Origin of the sequence: Herbaspirillum sp. BH-1, from assembly GCF_002870055.1 — a bacterium.
In the GTDB taxonomy this organism is placed as follows: Bacteria; Pseudomonadota; Gammaproteobacteria; order Burkholderiales; family Burkholderiaceae_D; genus Herbaspirillum; species Herbaspirillum frisingense.
In genome coordinates this window covers 1-21,217 of record NZ_PKOI01000014.1, presented here as the reverse complement: position 1 = coordinate 21,217, position 21,217 = coordinate 1, and the positions used below count along the sequence as shown (strand labels likewise).

Here is a 21,217-nt window from a genome sequence, read left to right as displayed (position 1 = left end):
GATTCATTCAGGTCCAGTCGGCACCGGTGCGCTCGGCAAGGATGCGGGCGACGTTGCTGCGACTGGGATGGTAGCCGATGAAGACCAGTTCGCTGTGCTTGCCATCGTGGCTGGCGGTACCGCCCTGCCCGCTGGCGGCGGCCACCACGCGGGCGCGCACCGCCTGCAGCAGCAGCGGGCCGGCGGCGCTGTGCACGAAGCCCTTGGTGCGCAGGATGGGTTCGGCCAGGGCGGCGGCAGCCACCGCCTGGCGCAGGCGCTCCGGGTCCTGCGGCGCCGTGCTGCGCAGCGTGAAGGATTGCCAGCCGGGGTCTTGCTCATGGAAGTGCTTGTGGGTGGACAGCCCGTGGCTGTGCGCACCCAGGCCGGAGTGGGCATGGCCGTTGAAGCGGCGCTGGTCGGCCGCGACCGTGGCGCGCTCGCCCGGCATGCCCACCGGCGTGTAGTGGTGATGCACGGTCGCGCCCGCCTGGTGCAGGCGCAGGCCCAGTGCCAGGCGGATATCCAGCCGGGCGCCATAGGCCAGTTCCAGGAAGCGCACATTGGGTGCCAGTGCGCGCACGGTGGCTTCAGCCTGCAGCAAGGGCGCTTCGTCCATGCCGTCGATCTTGTTGAGGACCACCACGTCGGCACATTCCAGTTGCTGGCGGAACAGGCTGGCGGTGGCATCGCGCACCGCGTCGCCACTGGCGAAGGCCTCTTCCAGCAGCAACGGGGTATCGACCACGGCCAGGGTGGCGTCCAGCACGAAGTGCGGCGCCAGCTCGGGCGACTGCAGCACCTCCATCACGGCGCTGGGCAGGGCCAGGCCAGAGGTTTCGATCAGCACATGGTCGATCTGCGCACGGCGGGAGGCCAGCGCCAGCATGGCCGGCACGAACTGCTCGTCCTCACCATAGGCGATCAGGCCATGGGCAAAGTCCTGGATCTGCACCTGACCCTGGCCATCGCCCTCGGCGCGCAGCAGGTCGCCGTCGATGGCGACTTCGCCGAATTCATTGATCAGCAAGGCCAGCCGGCGCGACTGGCGGCGCTGCACCAGGGCGCGCAGCAGCGTGGTCTTGCCGGCCCCGAGGAAGCCGGTGACCACGGTCACCGGGATGGGCGGCATGGCGTTGGCCAATGCTGGAGCCGATACGGCGCTCACCGTCAGGCTCCCGCCAGTGCCGCCAGGCGGGCATGGACTTCAGCGAAATCATGGGCCACCAGCGGGTAGTCCAGGCGTGGACGGCGTACCGTCAGCAGCGGGATGCCCAGGGCGCGCGCTGCCTCGACCTTGGCCCGATAGCCGCCGGCCTCGCCGGAATCCTTGGTGACCACGCAATCGATGCCCCAGTCGCGCCACAGCGCTTCGTTGAAGGCTTGCGAGAACGGCCCCTGCATGGCGCACAGCTGCGCACGCGGCAGGCCCAGTTCCAGGGCGCGACGCAGGAAGTCGGGATCGGCCGTGACGCGGGCGAACCATTGGCGTTCCTGCGCACCGCTGGCCTGCAGGAAGGTCGCCAGGTCCTTGGAGCCGGTGGCCAGGAAGATGCGGCGCCCCATGGCAATGGCCCGGGCGGCGGCCTCCTGCATGTCGGCGCAGGCGTGGGGATCATCGGCGGCGATCTCGCTGGGGCGCTCATAGCGCAGGTAGGGAATGCCCAGCTCCTGCGCCAGCGACATCAGTTGCTGCGACATCTGCACCGCAAAGGGATGGGTGGCATCCACCAGCACCCGGGCCTGACTGTCGCGCAGGGCCTGGCGGCGCGCCTCCACGCCCTGGCGGCCGGACCAGACGAACACGCCCGGGCAATCGCCGCGCGCCAGCTGGCCGCCATAGTCGGTGGCGGTGGAGACCACGACGCTGCGGCCCTGCCCGGCCAGCTCGGCGGCCAGCGCATTGCCGTCGCTGGTGCCGGCGAACACCCACACCGCCTGTGCTGGCAGTTGAGCGGCGGCTTGGGCTTGCGATTCTTCGCTCCAGTCGTTGTAGCCACGCGGGGTGAAAATCCAGCCGCGCTTGCGCTGGGTGAAGCGGTTGCCGATGACGATCGAGGTCAGCATGTCGAACTGCAGGCCCGGCAATTCATCCAGGCGATGGATGGAGACCTGCTGGCCCGGGCGGTAGGCATTGCGCACCACGCCGCACAGGGTATGCGGGGCCTTGTGCTGCAGCATCAGTTGCAGGATGCGATAGACGCCCTCCTGCCGGCCGGCGCTCTGCACGTTGTAGAGCACGCAGGCCAGGTCGGCCTGGGCGATGTGGCTGGCGCGCTGTTCGATCCACGACCACGGGCATAGCAGGTTGGACAGCGACAGCGTGGCGAAGTCGTGCGACAGCGGCGAGCCCAGGAGCGATGCGCAGGCATTGGCCGAGGTCACGCCGGGGATGACATTGACCTCGTAGGTGTCGTCCTCGCGCATGTCGTCGAAGGCCAGCGCCGCCATGGCGTAGATGCCGATGTCACCGCTGGAGATGAGCGCCACCCGGCGCCCGGCGCGGGCCTGTTCGATGGCCAGCAAGGCGCGCTCGCGCTCCTGCGTCAGCGGCGGGGTGTGGATTTCCTTGCCCTCGATGTGTGCGGCGATCCAGCGCAGGTACAACTCGTAGGCGACGATGACCTCACTCTCGCGCAAGGCCTCGATGGCACGCGGGATGATCATCTCCTCGAAACCGGGGCCGACCGAGACCAGGTTCAATACGCCTTTATTCTTGACTGCTTCCATTCTGTTTTCCTGCAAATGATTTACGTATTTTCAACAAAGGCGCGCCAGCCCTCGCCATCATCCACGATGGCCACCGTCACCCCATCCAGCGCCGTCTTGCCCAGCAGCAGGCGGCCACGCGGGCTGGCGATGAGCGCTGCCGGTTCACATACGCCGTCCACGCCGATGTTCTGCCGCACCCACTCCGAGGGCTTGCCCACCCAGGCACGCTGGGCGATCTGCTCGCGGTCGATCACCCGCAGCGGCAAGCCATGGGTGGCGCAGAAGGCCAGCAGGCCGGGTTCCTCGGCCTTGAGGTCGATGGTGGCGACTTCGCGCACCTGGGCCAGTGTGGCGCAGGGGCATTGCTGCAGCGCCTGCGCGACGGCCGCACCGATCTGTTCGACCGAAGCCAGCTTCCGGCAGCCTATGCCCAGCACCAGCGGCTTGACGGCTTCGGTGGCGGTGGTCACGACCGGCTGCGCGCCCGTCACCTGCGCCACCCGATAGGCCAGGCCGTTGGCCCCACCCTCATGGCCGGCCAGCAGCGAGATGGCGAAGCGGGCCGCTTCATCCACCACCACCACGGCCGGGTCGCTGTGCTTGTCCTGCGGCAGGCCGTCGAGGAAACGTACGGCGATGCCGGTGGCGCCGATCATGATCCACTGGCGATGGCGGCGATAGGCCAGCGCGAACTGCTGGCGCTGCGACTGCGATGTGCCTGCCTCGCTATTGAGCCAGGGCTGGTACAACTGGCAGGACTGGCGCAGCTGACCCAACTGGCCGCCCAGCCTGTCCTGCAGGTACATGGCCAGCGGCGCGGCTTCGACGCGCACTGGCCACAGGCCGAGTTCAGGCAGGGCGACCGGCGGGTTCATGCGGCGTCCTTGTTCTTCTTCACCACGCGGAACAGATGCGTGAAGTCCTTGGAATAGAGGCTGGACTCGGCCACCTGTGCCTTGTCCAGCGCCGCGCCCACCAGCATCATGGTGGTCAGGTTCCATTCGCCGCGCTTGTTCTCTTCCAGCACGCGATCCAGTTGTCCCTGGTAGACACGCTGCTCGGGCCAGGTGGCGCGATAGACCAGGGTCACCGGGGTCTCGGGCGGATAGTGCAGCAGCAGGTCGGTGACGATCTTCTTCAGGTGCGGGCCGGAGAGGAAGATGCACATCGTGGCGCGGTGCGCGGCCAGGGAGGCGATCGATTCGGATTCCGGCACGGCCGAGGCGCGGCCGGAGACGCGGGTCAGGATCACGCTCTGCGATACCTCGGGCTTGGTCAGCTCGGCCGAGACCGCAGCGGCGGCTGCCGTGAAGGAGGACACGCCCGGCACCACCTCGTAGGCGATGCCCAGCGCGTCGAGGCGGCGCATCTGTTCGGCGGTGGCGCCATAGATGGCGGGGTCGCCGGAGTGCAGGCGCACGACGTCGATGCCCTGCTCCCGGGCGCGCTCATAGCAGGCCTGTTGCTGTTCCAGGTCGAGCGCGGCGGTGTCGATGATCTCGGCATCGGCGCGGCAATGTTCCAGCAAGGCGGTCGGTACCAGCGAGCCGGCATACAGCACCATCCGCACCTGGCCCAGCAGGCGCGCACCGCGCAGGGTGATGAGGTCGGCCGCACCGGGGCCGGCGCCGACGAAATAGACTTTCATGCACTTCCTTTCAATGATGCGGGCGGGCGATGGCGCTGCGCCTGCGGGGTCTTGCGGATCAGCAGCACGGCCAGGTAGCCGCTGGCCTCGGCGGCATCGAGCGTACTCAGGTCGCTGGCCAGTACCTCGCCTTCCAGGCCGATGCGGCGGGCAAAGCCGCAGTGTTGGGCGATGTCCATCTCGCGCAGCAGGTCCAGCACCCACGGCAGGCGCGCGCCGACCTTCATCAGCACGACGATGTCGTGGCTCTCGATCTCGGCACGCAGGGTGGCGGCATCTTCCGGGCAGGGCAGGATCAGGGTGCGCTCCTTGCCCACGCCCAGCGGCCATTCCAGCGCCGCCGCAGCGGCCGCGTAGCTGGTGATGCCGGGCAAGGTGACGTAGTCACATTGCGGATAGAGGTCGCGCACGGCCGCCAGTACGTAGCCATAGGTCGAGTAGGTCAGCGCGTCGCCGATGGTGAGGTACACCAGTTGCTGGCCGTCGCGCAGTTGCGCCGCCAGCTGCTGGCCCAGCTGGGCGTAGTGTTCTTGCAGGACCTGGCGGTCGGGGTCCATGTTGAACTCGATCTCGCGCAGGCGGCTGCGGTCGAACTCCACGCCTTCCAGGCACTGCAGGGCGACCGACAGGTCGGCGCCACGCGCCCGGGGGATGTAGATCAGGTCGGCGCTGCGCAATGCAGCCAGCGCCGCCAGCGGCAGGTAGCCTGCCGGGCCGGGGCCGACGCCGATGCCGGTCAGGCGACCGCTCACGGGATCCGTCATGCCAGCGCTCCCAGATGACGACCCTCGAGGTCGAACAGACGCACTTCGATGCGCGAGACCGCCGGTACGCGGGCCTGCGCCAGCGCAGCGATGCGGGTTTCGATCCCGCTCCAGAGGCGGCGCGAGAGCGCGGCATCCTGCTGGCGGACCAGCTCTATGATTGCTTCCACCGTATTGGCTTCCTTCATCTGCTGCAGCAGCGCGGGGGGGAACAGCTCGCCCTCGCCTGCCGCGTTCATGTCTTGCGCCACGCGGGCTACGCCCCGCATGGCCATGTTGCTCTTGCTGGAGTGGGTGTTCCACACGCCATCCAACACCTTGGCCAACTTGCCCGGATGGCCGGCCAGCCACAGCAGCGGCAGCCTGCGGCCCTCTTCGCTCAGGGCCTGCTGCGTGAAGTCCAGCGCATCGCCGAGGAAATTGGCGATCTGCACGCTGCGCTTGTCCGGCAGGCCCAGCGTCTGCGCCACGAAGACGCGACCGATCTTGCCCGGCAGGTAGGCCACGGCATCCCCCTTATCGTCACCGGGCGTGCAGGCTGCCAGCGCCACGCGGATATAGACCTCGATGGAGGCGATCCAGGAGGCCATCGACATCGGTTCGACGATGCCCGAAGTCCCCAGGATGGAGATGCCGCCCACGATGCCCAGCTTGGGGTTGAAGGTCTTGGGCGCGATGGCCCGGCCTTCGCGGCAGCCGATGTGCAGGTCGAAGCCGGGCATTTCGGCCGGACCGGGCTGCAGTTCCTGCCAGACCTCGGCGACGGCAGCACACATCATGGCACGCGGCACCGGGTTGATGGCGGGCTCGCCGACGGCCACGCGCAGGCCGGGCATGGTGGCTGTCCCTACACCTTCGCCGGCGAAGAAGCGGACTTCGCCGAGCGCATTGCGCCGCACCTGGGCGACGATGGTGGCGCCATGGGTGTTGTCGGGATCGTCGCCGCCGTCCTTGAGGACTTCGGCTTCGGCCATGCCCTCTTCCACCATGCGCACCGCCTTGATCGGCACGCGCAGGTAATGCCGGCCATCGGGCAGGCTGACGTCGGTCTGTTGCAGCGTCACGCCGCCCAGCAGGCGATAGAGCGCGGCGCGTACCGCCGCCGTGGCGCAACTGCCGGTGCTGCGACCACGCCGCAGACCATTGGGGGCGAGCACGGCCAGGTCATATTCGGCGCGTTGCAGTTCGCCCGGGTGGTCCATCACTGCACGCCTTCGGCTTGCGCTTCCTGCTGCACCAGCCAGGCGATGGCATCGATCATCAGGGCATTGACCACGCTGGCCGCCCAGGGCGAGCCGCCCCGGGTGCCGCTGTTGGTGATGCGCGGCACCTGCAGGCAACGGCGCAGTTCGTCCTTGCTCTCGCGGGTGCCGACAAAGCCGACCGGCAGGCCGATCACCAGTTGCGGGCGCCAGCCATGTTCGCGGATCAGGCGCACGGCTTCGGTGATGGCGGTGGGCGCGTCGCCGATGGCCAGCACGATGTCGTTGCCGAACTTCTGCCAGGCGCGCCGGATGCCGGCCGCCGAGCGGGTCATGCTCAGGTTCTGGGCCATCAGGTGCGACTCGGGATCATGCACGCCGCACCAGGTCTCCACGCCCAGCTGTTCCAGCACGGCGCGCTTGAGGCCGGTCTGCACCATGGTCACATCGGTGACCACGCGCTTGCAGCGCAACAGGGCCTTCATGCCGGCCTGGGCGGCACCGGCGGAGAAATAGATTTCATCGGCGACGGCGAAGTCACCGCTGGTATGTACGAGGCGCTGCAGCACGGTCAGGTGATCCGGCGGGAAGCCGCTCCAGTCGCGTCCGGCCTGGATGATCTCCATGCTCTCGGCCTCGATGGGATGCGGCACGTAGGGCGCGGTGCGCGCCGGTATCGCCGCCGACTGGGCGCGCGCAGTCAGATCGCGCACCTGCAGATGGTGGGCGCGCTGCGGCTCGCCGACCTGCTGTTCGAAACCGACGATCTGCACGCGGTACTTGCACAGGGTGCAGTTCATCGCGGCGCGACCTTCGACGGCCTCGCGGGCGCGCTCCAGCATGACATCGGCGACCTGGGCATGCACGCCCAGGTAGGCGGCCTTGAGCACTTCCACGCCGGGCTCGCGCGCGGCCTGTTCGTCGGCGGCGGCATAGATGCGCTTGACCAGCACGCCATCGAAGAGGAAGAACGGCAGCACCACCAGGCGCTGCCAGCCCTGGCCGGCGGCCTGCGACAGGCCGTCGCGCACCAGCGGCGTGGCCGTGCCGGAGAAACAGACCTTGACGCCGCCGAAACCCATGCCCTCCTGCACCATGCGGGCCAGTTTGGCGATCTCGCCATTGGCGTCGGGGTCCGTGGTGCCACGGCCGACCAGCACCAGGCAACTGTCATTGCGATGGATGATTTCCTCGGAGCTGGCCTCGGCCTCCACTACCCGTTGCTGCAACAGTTGCAGCAGCAGCGGATGCAGGTCCATCGGCGCGCCGAAGTGGAAATCGACCTGCGGGTAATCCTGCGCCAGGGCCAGCAGTTCGGCCGGCATGTCGTTCTTGGCATGGCGCGCGCCCAGCAGCACGCCCGGCACCACGGCCACCTCGGTGGCCCCCTCGGCCACGCAGGCGGCGGCCGCCTCGGCAATCGTGGGGGCGGCGAATTCCAGGTAGCCGTGGCGCACGATGCGCCCCTGGGCGCGCTGGCGCACCAGTTCCACCAGCGCCTCGAATTCGCGCAGGGAATCGGGATCGCGGCTGCCGTGGCCGGCGATGACGACCGCCGACCTGGTCCGCTGCGGGGTGAGCTCCTTCATGCCGCTCCTCCTGCCGCCGCAGCTGTCGGCGGCGGTTCGATCTGGCTGGCCATGGGGGCGAGGGTGCGGATGAGCATGATGCTCATGTCGCTGAATTCGACATCCGCGCAATCGGCCAGCTTGCCGTGCCATTCGGCGTCGCCCCGGGTCAGGTTTTCCCAGACCTCGGTGGGGTGATCGGGACTGACGCCCTGCTGCAGCAGATAGCTGGCGATGTGGCGCGGCATGAAGGAACGCGCCGCATCCCAGGGGCAAGGGATGACGATGGCATTGCGACCGTCATTGAGGACATGCACCAGATGGCGCTTGAAGGGTTCCAGGTCGCCACGGCGGTGGAAGGTGATGAAGGTGGTCTCGTCGAAGCAGACGTGGGCGCGGGAGGCCAGGATCTGGGCCGAGGAAATGCCGGGCAGGGTTTCCACCCGATGGCCGCAGGCGCGTTCCACGCGTTCCAGGTACTGGAAGCCGCTGAAGTGGATGTCTCCCATGAAGACCACCACGCAGCGCTTGCCGGCGTGATGCAGGGCCGCCACTTCGTCGAGCTTGGCGACCTGGTCGCGGTAGCCCATGAGCACCACCTGGGCGCTGGCGGGGATCAGTTCCTTGACCACGTCCACCACGGCGTTGAAGCCGGCCACCACGTCGGCGTTGCGGATCAGTTCGGCGCCGCGCAGGGTGAGATAGGAGTGGTCGCCGGGGCCGGCGCCGATACAGATGATCATGGTCTTTCCTTTCAGCGCTTGCCCAGCTGGGCGCGCACGGTCAACGCCAGGGCGTCGCCGGTCAATTGTTCCAGGGTCAGGCAGGGCGCACCCAGCGCCTCGGCCAGTTGGGCCGCACGGCCCAGGCGCAGGTAGCCCGATTCGGTATCGAGCACCAGCGCCGGTATGGCTTGCGCGGCCAGGTTGGCGGCCGCTTCCAGGGTCTGCGTCCAGGCGTCGCCCTGGCTGCCGGGCAGGCTCACATTCGCCTTGCCGTCGGACAGGATCACCAGCAGCGGCGGCAGCTCATCGCTGGCCTGGCTGGTCTGCTGCAGCAGTTGCGCCGCCAGTTGCAGCGCGTGCGGCAGTGGCGTGCGTCCGCCGGTGGGCAGTTCGCGCAGGCCCTGCTCGGCCAGGTCGGCACTGCGGGTGGGGGCCAGCAGCAGTTGCGCCTGTTCACCACGGAAGCCGATCACGGCCAGTTGGTCGCGACGCTGGTAGGCGTCCGTCAGCAGCGCCAGCACGGCGCCCTTGACCGCTTCCATGCGGCGCTGCGCGGCCATGGAGCCGGAGGCATCGACCACGAAGACGATCAGGTTGGCGCCTCGGCCGCTGCGCACCTGGCGATGCAGGTCTTCGCGGGTGACCTGCAGGCGCTCGCCGCCCTCGCCTGCCAGGGCAGCCCGTACGGCGGCGCTGCGCAGTGTAGCACCGACGGCCAGGCGATCCGGATTGGCGTCCGGCACGGCGCGCAGGGCGCTGCCCCGGCTGGCGTCGGCCACCGCGCTGCGGCGGCCGCTGGTCGTGGAGGCCGGAAAGCTCGTGGTGGGCGTGACCACGCTGATCTTGCGGGCCGGACCGGCGGCGCCGATGGCGAAGGTCTGCTGGGCACCCTCGCCTTCTCCATTCTGTTGTTCTTGCTGCTCTTGCTGATCCTGCGGTTCCTGCCCTTCCTGTTCATCCGGGGCGGTATCGGGTGGTGCGCCTGCGCTGCCCTGCCCCTGGCTTTCCCCCTGCGCCTGTCGCGCCTGATCGACCAGATCGTCGAGCTTGTCCTGGTCCATGCCGCTCTGTTCGAAAGGCTTGCGGCGACGGCGGTGTGGCAACACCAGGAGCGCGGCGGCGCGCACGTCGTCGGGCGTCACGCGCGCGCGCGCCTGCAGGGCGGCGATGGCGCGGGCGGTCTTGTGCATGACGATGTCGGCGCGCAGGCTGGCCACCTCGAACTCGCAGCAGAGATGGCTGATCAGCTCCAGCATGGCGTCGTCCAGCGCCACGCCGGGCAGCAGGCGCTGGGCCTGGGCCACCTGGGCGCGCAGGGCATCCTGCTGGGCCTGCCACTGGCTGGTGAAGGCCTGCGGGTCGGCCTCGTAGGCGATGCGTCGGCGCACCACCTCGGCGCGTACTGACTTGTCGGTGGGCGCCGTCACTTCCACCATCAGGCCGAAGCGGTCCAGCAGTTGCGGGCGCAGGTCGCCCTCCTCCAGGTTCATGGTGCCGATCAGGGTGAAGCGCGCCGGATGGCTGACCGACAGCCCTTCTCTCTGTACCGCATTGACGCCCATGGCGGCCACGTCCAGCAGGACATCGACCAGGTGATCGGCCAACAGGTTGACTTCATCGATATAGAGGATGCCGCGATGGGCCGCCGCCAGCAGCCCCGGCTGGAAGGCGCGCTGGCCGCCCTGCAGGGCTAGCTGCAGGTCCAGCGAGCCCAGTACGCGGTCTTCGGTGGCGCCCAGCGGCAAGGTGACGAAGGGAACCTCGGCCAGCGTGGCGGTGGGTGGCTCCTGCGCGCTGCAGACCGCACAGGCCGCAGCGGGCTGGCCGGGCGCGCAGTTGAAGGCGCAACCGGGCGTGCGCAGGATGGCCGTCAGCACCTGGGTCAGGCCGCGTGCCGCGGTGCTCTTGGCGGTTCCCTTGTCGCCGCGCACCAGTACGCCGCCGATGCCGGGATCGACGGCGCACAGCAGCAGCGCTTCTTTCAGCAGGGGCTGGCCGACGATGGCTGAAAAGGGATAGCCAGGATGGTGATGGTGGTGGGCCGCGCTCATTGCATGTCCTTGGTGTGTTCACTGCCACGCACGGTTTCGCCACGGGCTTCGAGCAGGGTTTCGCTGTGCAGGTAGAGGGCGCGCAATCGTTCCAGCGTTTGCGCATCCGGCTCCTGCCACATGCCGCGACTGGCGGCTTCCAGCAGGCGCTCGGCGATGGCGTTCTGGGCCCAGGGGTTGGCCTGTTCCAGGAATTCACGCATGGCCGGGTCGAAACCATAGGTCTCGGCCAGTTGTTGGTACATCCAGTCGTCCAGCACCTGGGCGGTGGCGTCGTAGCCGAACAGGTAATCGACGGTGGCGGTCAGTTCCAGGCCACCTTTGTAGCCATGGCGACGGATGCTGGCCAGCCACTTGGGATTGACCACCCGGGCGCGGAAGACGCGCAGGGTCTCTTCCTTCAGGTCACGCACGGCGGCGCGTTGCGGGTCATGGCTGTCGCCGAAGTAATGGCGCGGCTGCTGGCCCGACAGGGCGCGGATGGTGGCGATCATGCCGCCGTGGTACTGCAGGTAGTCATCGCAGTCGAAGATGTCGTGCTCGCGATTGTCCTGGTTATGCAGGGCCACCTGCACCCCGGCCAGGCGCTGGCGGAAGGCCTCGCGCTGGTCGGCGCCCTGCACCTTGCGGCCATAGGCGAAGCCGCCCCAGTTGATGTAGGCCTCGGCGAAATCGGCCTGGTCCTGCCAGTTCTTTTCCTGGATCAGGGGCAGGATGCCGGCGCCGTAGCTGCCGGGCTTGGCGCCGAAGACGCGGTAGGCCGCCTGGGTGGCGGCCTCGGCCTGGCCCAGCCCGGTTTGCAGGCCCTGCTGCAGGTCGCGCAGGTAGTGCTTGCGCACGAAGTTCATGTGTTCCGGCTCGTCGGCGGCGATGGCCAGTTGCACGGCGTCGTCGATGAGTTCGATCAACTGCGGGAAGGCGTCGCGGAAGAAGCCGCTGATACGGGTGGTGACGTCGATGCGCGGGCGCTGCAATTCTTCCAGCGGTACCAGCTCGACCCCGGCCACTTGCCGGTTGCCGGCGCGCCAGAGCGGGCGTGCGCCCATCAGCGACAGAATCTGGGCGACATCGTCGCCGTGGGTGCGCATGGCGCTGGTGCCCCAGATGCTGATGGCCACGCTTTCCGGGTAGTCGCCGCTTTCGCGATGATGGCGCGCCAGCACTTCACGCGCCAGTTGCTGACCCACGCGCCAGGCCGATTGCGAAGGGACGCTGCGCGGATCGACCGAATAGAAATTGCGGCCGGTGGGCAGGATGTGCGCCATGCCGCGCGTGGGCGAACCGCTGGGGCCGGCCGGGATGTAGCCACCACGCAGGCCGCTGAGCAGGTTGCCGATTTCTTCGCTGGTCTGGTGCAGGCGCGGCACCAGCTGTTCGCAGGCGAAGGCCAGCACACGGCGCAGTCCGCTGGCCTGGTCCAGCGTCGTATGCGCGGCCGGGGGCGTGGTCCGCTTCACCGGCGCAGCCGATGGACGGGCCAGCGCGCGCATGCCGCCCAGCACGCTGCCGGCGCTCTTGCCCAGGGCGGGTTGCAGGCGCGGTCGCTGCTCGGGACTGGCCTGCTCCAGCGCCGCGAAGACGGTTTTGAGTACGCGGTCGATGGAGTGGACGGCGAAGTTCTGCTGCTGCAGAGCCTGCATCAGCGCAAGGCACAGGGCGTCGATGGCCTCCAGCGCATCGGCGCGGGTGACGATGGCGCGACCGGCGCAACGGGCCAGGGCGTCGTCGATGTTGAGGCGACGGCCCTTGTGTTCCAGCAGCATGTCCAGCGACAGGCCGAACAACCGTGCCACCTCTTCCTGCAGACCCGGCAGGTCCTGATTGGGCAGGCGGACCAGGGCCACCAGCATGTCGGGCATCTGTGCCTGATCGGGCATGCGGCCGAGGATGTGCAGGCCGTCGCGGATCTGCGCCGCGCCCAGTTCGCAGAGGTAGCCGTCCAGATCCTCGATCAGGTGCGCCACGCCGGCGCCGTCCAGTTCGGTCAGGGCGTGCGGGAGTTCGCCGTCTTCGTGCGGGTGGTCGTGATCATGATCGTGGTGAGCATGATCGCCATGATGGTGATGGTGGTGTGCATGTCCATGGCCGTGATCGTGGTCATGATCATGGTCGTGATGCAGCAGCTTGTACTGCAGGTCGGTATCCAGGTTGGTCTGCCGCACCAGTTCCCAGATCTGCTGCTGCAGCAGCGGCAGCTTGGCCGGGTCCAGCACTTCGACCTGGTAATACTCGTCCACCAGTTGCGTCAGCTCGGCCAGCGCGCCATAGCTGTCGGCGGTGGTCATCGGCGGCGTCAGATGGTCCACCACCACGGCGTGGGCGCGGCGCTTGGCCTGCGAGCCCTCGCCGGGGTCGTTGATGATGAAGGGATAGAACAGCGGCAGGTCGCCCAGCAGCGCATCGGGGAAGCACTCCTCGGACAGGCCCACGCCCTTGCCGGGCAGCCATTCCAGCGTGCCGTGCTTGCCGACGTGGACGATGGCGTCGGCGCCCCACTCTTCGTCCAGCCAGCGGTACAGGGCGTAGTAGTGATGGGTGGGCGGCAGGTCGGGCTGGTGGTAGATGGCGTCCGGGTCCATGCCGTAGCCACGGGGCGGTTGCAGGGCGACGAAGGCATGGCCCAGGTCGAGGCCGGCGATGGCCAGGTGCTGCTCATGCACATAGGCCTGGCCGGGCGCGGCACCCCACTGGCGCTCCATCCTGGCCTGCAGGGCCGAGGGCAAGGCGGCGAACCATTGCGCGTAACGGGCAGCGGGAATGCGGGCGGCGGCGCGACGCAACTGGTCTTCGGTGAGCAGGATGTCGTCGTAGGAACAGCGGTCCACCAGTTCATGGATCAGCGCGGTACCGCTGGCCGGCAGGTCGGCGATGGCGTAGCCGTCGGCCTGCAGGGCGCGCAGCACGGCCATCAAGGACTCCGGTGCGTCCAGCCCGACGGCATTGCCGATCTGCGCGGCCTTGCTGCTGGAATTGGTGAAGATGAAGGCGATGCGCTTGTGCGCATTGGGCGTGGTGCGCAGGCGCACCAGCCGCTGCGCTAGGCCGGCGATGCGATGCACGCGGTCCGGCAGCGCCCGGTACTGCACAGCGCCGCTGTCGGTGACTTCCTTGAAGGACAGCGGCACGCCGATGATGCGGCCATCGAACTCGGGTAGCACCACGTTCATGGCGGCGTCCAGCGGGTTCATGCCGCGCGTGGAATGCTGCCACTGGTCTTGCGTCATGCCGCTGGTGATGGCTTGCAGTACCGGCAGGTCCAGCTGTTCCAGTACCGAGACCGACCAGCCGGCCGGAGTGACGCCACCGGCGGTGATCTCGCCCATGGCGAAAGAGGTGGTGTTGATGATCAGGTCCACCTGGCCGGCGCCGAAGTATTGCAGCGCGGGTGGCAAGGCGGCGCCGCTGGCGGCCGACACCCGCAGCGAGGACGTGAAGACTGGCAGCACGTCCAGTCCGCGGGCTTCCAGCGCGGCCACCAGCGCGTCGATGAAACCGGTATTGCCCGAGAGCCAGTGCGCCCGGTAAAAGATGATGCCCACGGCCGGCTTGCCGGCGGGCGCGCGGGCGCGCAGGGTCAGCCAGTCGGCGATGCCGGCATCCTGCTCCAGGTCGGGATGGTAGAGGCCGTGTTCGGGGAGTGCCTGTGCCGGTGCATAGCCGTAGCCGCTCAGCAGCAGGCGGTCGGACAGGCAGCGCAGCATCTGCGCCAGGTTGACGCTGCCGCCGCCGTTGAAATAGGCCAGCGCCTGCTGCTGCGCATCGACCGGCGCGGTGGAGGCGGCGGCCAGTTCGGCATCGGGCTCGCCGGTGCCGGACAGCAGGATCAGCTGCCGGCCCTCGGCACGCGCCACGCGCAGCAGCTCGGGCAGGCCATTGACGGCGCCCAGACGGCCAAGGATGCGCAGCACGATCACCTGCGCCGCCGACAGCTCTTCGCGCAGCATGTCAGCCAGGGTGCGGCGCGGCTGCCCGTGTTCATCGGTGTCAGCGTGCAGGCCTTGCAGGTCGTAGCCGGCCACCGGGGGAAAGTCCGCCGGCAACTGGCTGCGGGCGGCGGCCAGCATGGCCAGATCGGTCGGGGCGTGGGTGAGCAGGACGATCTGCGGACGGGCGGCTGAGGTCGCTGAAGTGGCTGATTCAGACATCGCTGCGCTCCGGTTCGGGATGGACGTCGCCGCTGCCCAGGCGATGGAAGACCAGGTCGCTGACTTCGCGTCCGCCTTCGAGGTGTTCCACCACCACGCGCTCGATGGCGCTGGCGTCTTCGCAGCGGTACCACACCCCTTCGGGATAGACCACCACCACCGGCGCCTGGGCCTTGCAGGCCACCATGCAATGGGTGCGGGTGCGCTTGACGCGCAAGTCGGGACGGGCGTCGATCTGCTCGCCCAGGACGCCGAACATGGCTTCGGCCAGGACACCGTTCTCGGTGCAGCGCGGGCCGACGCACATGAGCACGTGGCGGTGATGAGTTCTCATTGCTTCACTTTCAGAGGCGCCGCGACGCTATCGGCGTTGGCCGGACAGCCAACGCCAGACGGTTCAACCGAACCGGCGGTAGAAGAAACCGGTCAGGCCGCCCAGGGCCAGCCAGAACACGGCATTGGCCATGGCGGTGGCGCGGATGAAGGCTTGCGCCAGCTCTTCCGGCGCGGCACTGCCATGCAGCTCGGGTTGCGGCGCGCCGACCAGGTGCGGCACCACCAGCAGCAGTACGGCCAGGACCTTCCACCACCAGCCACGGCCGAACACGAACAGCCCCAGGCTGGCGGCGGTCATGACCGCCGTCATCACCCACCACAACTGGCGTGCGTGGAGGGGCGCGGCCAGGGTGCCCGGCACTTCCGGCGGCAGGCCCAGCGAGGGCGCGACAAAGAACACGCCATAGCCGGCCAGGCCCCACAGCAGGCCGCTGCGCCAGCCGACACGGCGACCGCTGATGGCAAAGGCGGCCACCAGCATCAGGGCGAAGCCGACTGCCATGCTGACGTTGGCCAGCACGGTATAGCCGGTGCGTTCGGCGCCGTCAGCCGGCTCCCAGGCGTTGGGGTCGTGCTCATGTGCATCGCCGTGACTATGGGCCGGGGTGCCGGCCGCATGCTCATGCGCCGGGGCGGCATCATGATCATGGTCATGGGTAGCGGCGGCGGCCGGGGCAGCCTCTTCGGCCGCTTTTTCATACTGCTCGGCCTGGAGGATGATCTTTTCGACCTGGAATTGCTGCACACCCGACAGCAGCACGCCCGACAAGGCGCCTGCCACCACCACGGCCGACGCCATGCGCCGGAAGACGGTCCAGTTCATTGCACGCTCCTCAATGGCAGGGGAAACCGGCCGAATGGCGCCCGTCGTGGGCGGCATTGTGCAGCTCGACCTTGGAGGCGAAGCCGGCACCGTAGATCAGGGCCACGCCCAGCACAAAGGCCAGCAGCGACGGCGCGATGCGATCGCGCCAGACATGGCTGCCGGCGTGGGAGGATGAAGTGGTGCTGCTGGCATTGAGACCGGAGGTGGTGGACATGCGCGTTCCTTGGCTGGATGGATGGAACGGAGAAAGCCACACGTGAAGCGCCCATGCACGATCCGGTCGTCCACGGACGACGCTGGCCAGGGCCTGCTCGGAAACATGATGGAAGCTGTCCGCATGATCGCCCTCCGCGAATCATTGAAGAATTTGCCACTGGCCGGTCTCCGGGCTGGCGGGATGAAGTCTCAAGGTCTGAGGCTTCGCGGACAGGCGCCTTCCCATGCTCAGGCACAGTGGCGTAGTGCGTGTCCTTCCTCGCTTACCGTTGCGGGGGCAGCGCCGGCATTGGCCGCACGTGGTCGCGTGGGCCGCACCGGCTTCCCGTTTGAATCCCTGGCGCGGCTGCGCGCGGGATACCAGAAGCAATGCTAGGGGCGAAGTATAAAGGCGGGGGGCCGGTTGGGCAACACGGCGCTCAGCGGGCCGGGTCGGTCGTGGCTGGCGGCGGGGTGGCCAGTTTGTAGTAGAGATGGAGGTCGCCGCCCATGCCGAACGGGATACGTCCCACGAAGACCGCACGGAGTTGCCTGCCGCCCCGTTCTCCGCGCAGTTCCATCAGGCAGAGGTAGCGCTGGCCCAGGTGGCTCAGCAGGGCGAAGGAGGCCTCCTGCGGCCGCTGCACGGTGGACGCTGTCTCCGCGCCGAGGGCGATGGCGCGGTCGATGTAGCCGCGATGGGAATTGACGAAGAGGTAATCACCGGCGCCGGGGTTGCCGCTGGCATAGCCGATGCGCCAGCGGGAGTTGTCGCCATCGGGCAGGTAGAGGCGGTAGGGCGACAACGGGCCCTGCTCCAGCATCTGCACCCGGCCGGCGATAGGGTCGACGCCGACCTGGCCGTGGCCGATGCGGTCGACGCTCAGACAGGTATCCAGCACCACATCCGGCAAGGACGGGGCGGCCGGACTGGCCACCATGCAGATGAACAGCAGGGCCAGTGGTACCGAACGCCGCAGCGGTACGCACCAGCGACAGACAGCGTTAAGGCAGCAGGTGCAGCGGGTGCAGCAGGTCAAGAACTGGCTCCAAGATCGTGCAACAGGACGGCACTGGCACACCCAGCCCCGGATTCGCCGCCATCGTTGCAGATGTGAATTTTCTTTCATATCAGAAAATTCTGAATGAACATGAGGAAAGCCTGCCTGACCAGATGGATGCCACGCCTAACGCCCTGAACGCGGCTCCTGGATGATGCCCTCGAACAGTTTCAGGGCCACGAAATGCCATTGCGCCGACTCGACATCGTAGAGCGCGACCTGATTGACCGGCTGCCCCGGTCGCGCCGTGCCCGGGATGCGCCGGATGGCCTGCAGCGCCTGGCGGTGACGCTCGGCGTCGCTGGCGGCCAGCATCCGGGCGTGCGATTCGGCGTGGGCGAACAGGCCAGCCTGCTCCCACAGGCGTTCATGGCATTCCAGCACAGGCAGCTCGATGCGCAGATGGATGGCATCGATCAGGGGCGATATCACTGCGCTGTGCGCCGAGGACAGGCGCAACAGCCCGCCATCGCGACGCACCACCAACTGACCGTCGTGGGCGCCCCAGGCCACGTGCAGGCAGTAAGGCAAGCGTTCCGGCTGGTAGATCAGCAGTTCGTCAGGGGTGAAGGCGGAGGCTGCCATGACCTCGTAACGGTCGGGCGCCAGGGCATGCCAGGCGGCGTCGATACAGGCCTCGAAGGGAGAAAGGTAGACCACCATGGCGTTGGTGCCGGGGCCGTTGCCATTGTCGCGGGTGCGCTCGCACATCACCTGGCACAAGCCATCGGCACTGGCCAGGCCGGTGGCGCGGATCAGCACGTAAAGCGGTGTAAGGGTCTGAAGCAGGTGCCGACGGTGACTGCGACGGCGGCCAGGGTGGCCCGGGTGCCCGGGGGCAATGGGTAGCTGATAATCGTCGGACAAGGCCTGCACTCCTCTGTGAAAACGGGGGGTGGTCAGCCGGAAAACCGGGATGGATGCCTGTGGGAAGTGTTACCAGCGATGCTGCAAGCTGCCCTGCCCGATCCGTCCGTACCTGCTGCCAAAACGGCATGTTTTCACAGTTGTAAGGCACTTGACATGGGAATTGTCTGAATGACGCAAGGTTTCGATGCAAGCCGTTCGCGGTCACCGTGATTCAGAATTCACGCTGACCAGCTGCAGGCCCCTGCAGACGATTTTTTACTTCAGTTTTTACATTATCAAGCTGAATAGCTATGCGCAGTTCGGCCTCCGCGAGGTCCGTCTTCCTGCGCCCTCTTCTGCCCGAAGGACGAAAAATGCAGGCGCGGCCGGATCCGGCGGCGCCTGCAGTGTACTCATGAGGCCAGCATGACGCTGACCAGCGCTACATCCCAGCCCTACATCCGTATCGGCTTGTCGGACGGGCGCGGGTTCAGTGGCGGATCTTCCACCGGGACCGGATCGTCGTCCGGCAGCTCCGGCGGGGGCAGATGCGGGTCGTGCGCAGGCGGGGTTTCCTGGGGCGTATGCAGGGCGATATTCAATGGGCCTCCTTGGACGATGTCGATGGCACGCTGCTCGCCGCAGCGCGAGCTCCTGGTGAAATCAGCGCTGTGCAGTGGGGTTCTGGTGAGGAATCGGATCCTGCGGCGGCGTCGGGTCCAGTGGCGGGACTTCCACCGGGGGAGTGTCCTGGGGCTTGTGCATGTGATTCTCCTTGGGAAAAACGGGGGGTGGGTCGGCACCGGGTGCCGGCTGTTCGGGTAGCACGCCATCGTCGGCGTTGGACCATGGGTCCTCGGTGCCGTCGGGTTCTACCTGGCCAGGATGCGGCACGGTCGAAGACAGTGCAGTATCTTCAGGCTTAACGCCCGCCACGCTACCGGGCGGCCTGAGCAAGGCCGCTTCAGGCGCGGCCGACGGGTGGGAATGAGACTGTTCCATGCGATCCTCCTTGCCGGGCTGGAATGGAATAATGGAATGACTCATCTTACGAAGCCCGCGCCCCGCTCTCAGCCAGACATCGGCCGATTCCCCTGTAGGAAGGACGGAAAACAACCGTCAACGGAAAATAAAAAGCCGCCATCCCCGATGAGGATGGCGGCGCTGAGACGGCCTGAGGGTGCTAGGGCCTGCCGATTCAATCCTCCTTGAGGGCGCGGCTGACGATTTCCTGGGCTTCGGCAAAGATCTTGTCCAGGTGGGTCTGGTCGCGGAAGCTCTCGCCGTAGATCTTGTAGATGTTCTCGGTGCCGGACGGACGGGCAGCAAACCAGCCGTTGTCGGTGACGATCTTCAGGCCGCCGAAGGCCTTGCCGTTGGCCGGCGCCGTGGTCATCACTTCGCGGATCGGTTCGCCAGCCAGTTCGGTGGAACTGACATCGGCCGGTGACAGGCGCGACAGCCTCGCCTTCTGCTCGGGCGTAGCGGCGGCTTCCTTGCGGCCGTTCAGGGGCGCGCCCAGTTGCCGGGTCAGGTCGGCGTAGATCTGGCCCGGGTCGTTGCCGGTGCGGGCCGTCATCTCGGCCGCCAGCAGGGCGGCGGTGATACCGTCCTTGTCGGTGCTCCAGGGCTGGCCGTCGAAGCGCACGAAGGAGGCGCCGGCGCTTTCCTCGCAGCCGAAGGCCAGGCTGCCGTCATACAGCCCATCCACGAACCACTTGAAACCGACCGGCATTTCCAGCAGCTTGCGGCCCAGATGATCGGCCACGCGATTGATCATCTGGCTGGACACCAGCGTCTTGCCGACGGCAGCATCGGCACGCCATGCCGGGCGATGACGGAACAGGTAGTACACCGCCACCGAGAGATAGTCATTGGCCGGCAGCAGGCCCGTGCTCTTGGCGACGATGCCATGACGGTCATGGTCGGTATCGCAGGCCATGGCCACATCGAAGCGATCCTTCAAGGCAATCAGTTCGCTCATGGCGTAGGGCGAGGACGGGTCCATGCGGATCTGTGCGTCCCAGTCCAGCGGCACGAAGCGGAAGCTGGCATCGACATCGGTATTGACCACTTCCAGGTTCAGCTTGTAGCGATCGGCAATGGCCGACCAGTAGTGCAGACCGGCGCCGCCCAGCGGATCGACGCCGATCTTGACGTTGGCACCGGCGATGGCGGCCAGGTCGATGATATTGGGCAGGTCGCCGACGTAGTTGTCGAGGTAGTCGTAGCGGCGCGTGGTGTCGGCCTTCAAGGCCTTTTCGAAGCTGACGCGCTGCACGCCCTTGAGCTGCTGTTCCAGATAGGCATTGGCGCGCTTTTCGATCCAGCCGGTGACATCGGAGTCGGACGGGCCGCCATTGGGCATGTTGTACTTGAAGCCGCCGTTGTCGGGCGGATTGTGGGACGGCGTGACCACGATGCCGTCGGCCAGCTTGTCGCGGTGCACGCGGTTGTGCGTGAGGATGGCATGCGAGACGGCCGGGGTGGGGGCGTAGGGGCTGCCCTCGGCCAGCATGGTCACCACTTCGTTGGCCGCCAGCACCTCCAGCGCGCTGTGCCAGGCCGGTTCGGACAAGGCATGGGTATCGATGCCGAGGAACAGCGGCCCCTTGAAGCCCTGCTCCTTGCGGTAGTCGCAGATGGCCTGGGTGATGGCCAGCACGTGCCACTCGTTGAAGCTGTGGGCATTGGCGTTGCCGCGATGACCGGAAGTACCGAAGGCGACCCGGTGCGCCGGCACGGACACATCCGGACGCAGGCTGTAATAGTTCGACAGCAGCACCGGCAGGTTGACCAGGGCGGAAGGTGCGGCACGTTTGCCGGCGAGGGGATTGACGCTACTCATGGTGTCTTTTATGGATGAATGGATAGCAGTAGAAACGGGGAAACGCGGGGGAACGCGGGGGGAACGCGAGGCAACACAAGACCGCAGTGCCAGTCCGCGAAACTTATTCTTTTTTCAACATCACAAGCATTGTAACGCTTCGCTGCCGCATTGCAGCATTTCCGCACACGTCGCTGCGACGATTTGATCAATGCACCGGCTGCAGGATCATTCCAGAATGATGCCCGGCAACAACGCAAAATGCGCCCGGGCATAGCCACGGACGCATTCGCTGACGGCGGTAAGGCCGGCGAGCTGAAGGCAGACAT

General features: G+C 67.4%; 18 protein-coding genes and 1 riboswitch. All 18 genes read right to left on the bottom strand.

All coding sequences use genetic code 11. The features are described 5' to 3' along the window. Positions 1-7: 7 nt before the first annotated feature. The 18 genes from HBH1_RS17465 to pgm all read right to left on the bottom strand — a co-directional run bounded on the left by HBH1_RS17465 (position 8) and on the right by pgm (position 20,909). The gene (locus HBH1_RS17465; protein ID WP_102663846.1) at positions 8-1,111 is read right to left on the bottom strand and encodes a CobW family GTP-binding protein; all 1,104 of its coding nucleotides are present in this window, start codon (positions 1,109-1,111) and stop codon (positions 8-10) included. Positions 1,112-1,149: 38 nt separating this feature from the next. Continuing rightward, the gene (cobJ, locus tag HBH1_RS17460; protein ID WP_102663769.1) at positions 1,150-2,709 is read right to left on the bottom strand and encodes a precorrin-3B C(17)-methyltransferase; all 1,560 of its coding nucleotides are present in this window, start codon (positions 2,707-2,709) and stop codon (positions 1,150-1,152) included. 20 nt (positions 2,710-2,729) lie between these two features. After that, complete coding sequence (locus HBH1_RS17455; RefSeq protein ID WP_102663768.1) at positions 2,730-3,566, bottom strand: cobalamin biosynthesis protein; 837 nt, start codon at positions 3,564-3,566, stop codon at positions 2,730-2,732. Next, entirely contained in the window at positions 3,563-4,339 is a 777-nt protein-coding gene (cobM, locus tag HBH1_RS17450) for a precorrin-4 C(11)-methyltransferase (protein ID WP_102663767.1), read from the bottom strand. Before cobM ends, HBH1_RS17455 begins: the two co-directional genes overlap by 4 nt. Further along, on the bottom strand, positions 4,336-5,103 hold the full coding sequence (gene cobI, locus HBH1_RS17445) for a precorrin-2 C(20)-methyltransferase (RefSeq protein WP_199181615.1): 768 nt from the start codon (positions 5,101-5,103) through the stop codon (positions 4,336-4,338). The genes cobM and cobI overlap by 4 nt, the downstream gene beginning before the upstream one ends. After that, on the bottom strand, positions 5,100-6,305 hold the full coding sequence (gene cbiD, locus HBH1_RS17440) for a cobalt-precorrin-5B (C(1))-methyltransferase CbiD (RefSeq protein WP_102663766.1): 1,206 nt from the start codon (positions 6,303-6,305) through the stop codon (positions 5,100-5,102). The genes cobI and cbiD overlap by 4 nt, the downstream gene beginning before the upstream one ends. Continuing rightward, complete coding sequence (locus HBH1_RS17435) at positions 6,305-7,894, bottom strand: precorrin-8X methylmutase (protein WP_102663765.1); 1,590 nt, start codon at positions 7,892-7,894, stop codon at positions 6,305-6,307. The genes cbiD and HBH1_RS17435 overlap by 1 nt, the downstream gene beginning before the upstream one ends. Beyond that, positions 7,891-8,682 carry a cobalt-precorrin-7 (C(5))-methyltransferase gene (locus HBH1_RS17430; protein ID WP_102663764.1) on the bottom strand — a complete coding sequence of 264 codons (792 nt, stop codon included), beginning with the start codon at positions 8,680-8,682 and terminating at the stop codon, positions 7,891-7,893. The genes HBH1_RS17435 and HBH1_RS17430 overlap by 4 nt, the downstream gene beginning before the upstream one ends. Continuing rightward, positions 8,628-10,649, bottom strand: a complete 2,022-nt coding sequence (locus HBH1_RS17425; RefSeq protein WP_102663763.1) for a putative cobaltochelatase — start codon at positions 10,647-10,649, stop codon at positions 8,628-8,630. The genes HBH1_RS17430 and HBH1_RS17425 overlap by 55 nt, the downstream gene beginning before the upstream one ends. Next, complete coding sequence (locus HBH1_RS17420; protein ID WP_102663762.1) at positions 10,646-14,794, bottom strand: cobaltochelatase subunit CobN; 4,149 nt, start codon at positions 14,792-14,794, stop codon at positions 10,646-10,648. Before HBH1_RS17420 ends, HBH1_RS17425 begins: the two co-directional genes overlap by 4 nt. Next, positions 14,787-15,128 (bottom strand): (2Fe-2S) ferredoxin domain-containing protein, encoded by a 342-nt coding sequence (locus HBH1_RS17415; RefSeq protein WP_166757936.1) that lies wholly within the window; start codon positions 15,126-15,128, stop codon positions 14,787-14,789. The genes HBH1_RS17420 and HBH1_RS17415 overlap by 8 nt, the downstream gene beginning before the upstream one ends. A gap of 63 nt (positions 15,129-15,191) precedes the next feature. Beyond that, positions 15,192-15,953 carry a CbtA family protein gene (locus HBH1_RS17410; protein WP_102663760.1) on the bottom strand — a complete coding sequence of 254 codons (762 nt, stop codon included), beginning with the start codon at positions 15,951-15,953 and terminating at the stop codon, positions 15,192-15,194. A gap of 10 nt (positions 15,954-15,963) precedes the next feature. Next, complete coding sequence (locus tag HBH1_RS17405) at positions 15,964-16,170, bottom strand: CbtB domain-containing protein (protein WP_006463938.1); 207 nt, start codon at positions 16,168-16,170, stop codon at positions 15,964-15,966. A gap of 143 nt (positions 16,171-16,313) precedes the next feature. After that, positions 16,314-16,552: riboswitch (cobalamin riboswitch) on the bottom strand. Between the two features lie 39 nt (positions 16,553-16,591). Next, positions 16,592-17,191: a hypothetical protein gene (locus HBH1_RS17400; RefSeq protein WP_233207646.1), complete on the bottom strand. Its 600-nt coding sequence runs from the start codon at positions 17,189-17,191 to the stop codon at positions 16,592-16,594. Between the two features lie 147 nt (positions 17,192-17,338). Next, a complete protein-coding gene (locus tag HBH1_RS17395; RefSeq protein WP_233207645.1) occupies positions 17,339-18,079 on the bottom strand; it encodes a hypothetical protein in 741 nt (246 codons plus the stop codon). 437 nt (positions 18,080-18,516) lie between these two features. Further along, on the bottom strand, positions 18,517-18,663 hold the full coding sequence (locus HBH1_RS25250) for a hypothetical protein (protein ID WP_006463942.1): 147 nt from the start codon (positions 18,661-18,663) through the stop codon (positions 18,517-18,519). 61 nt (positions 18,664-18,724) lie between these two features. Continuing rightward, positions 18,725-19,063 carry a hypothetical protein gene (locus HBH1_RS17390; protein ID WP_102663758.1) on the bottom strand — a complete coding sequence of 113 codons (339 nt, stop codon included), beginning with the start codon at positions 19,061-19,063 and terminating at the stop codon, positions 18,725-18,727. Positions 19,064-19,259: 196 nt separating this feature from the next. Then, positions 19,260-20,909: a phosphoglucomutase (alpha-D-glucose-1,6-bisphosphate-dependent) gene (gene pgm, locus HBH1_RS17385; RefSeq protein WP_102663757.1), complete on the bottom strand. Its 1,650-nt coding sequence runs from the start codon at positions 20,907-20,909 to the stop codon at positions 19,260-19,262. Positions 20,910-21,217: the final 308 nt, after the last annotated feature.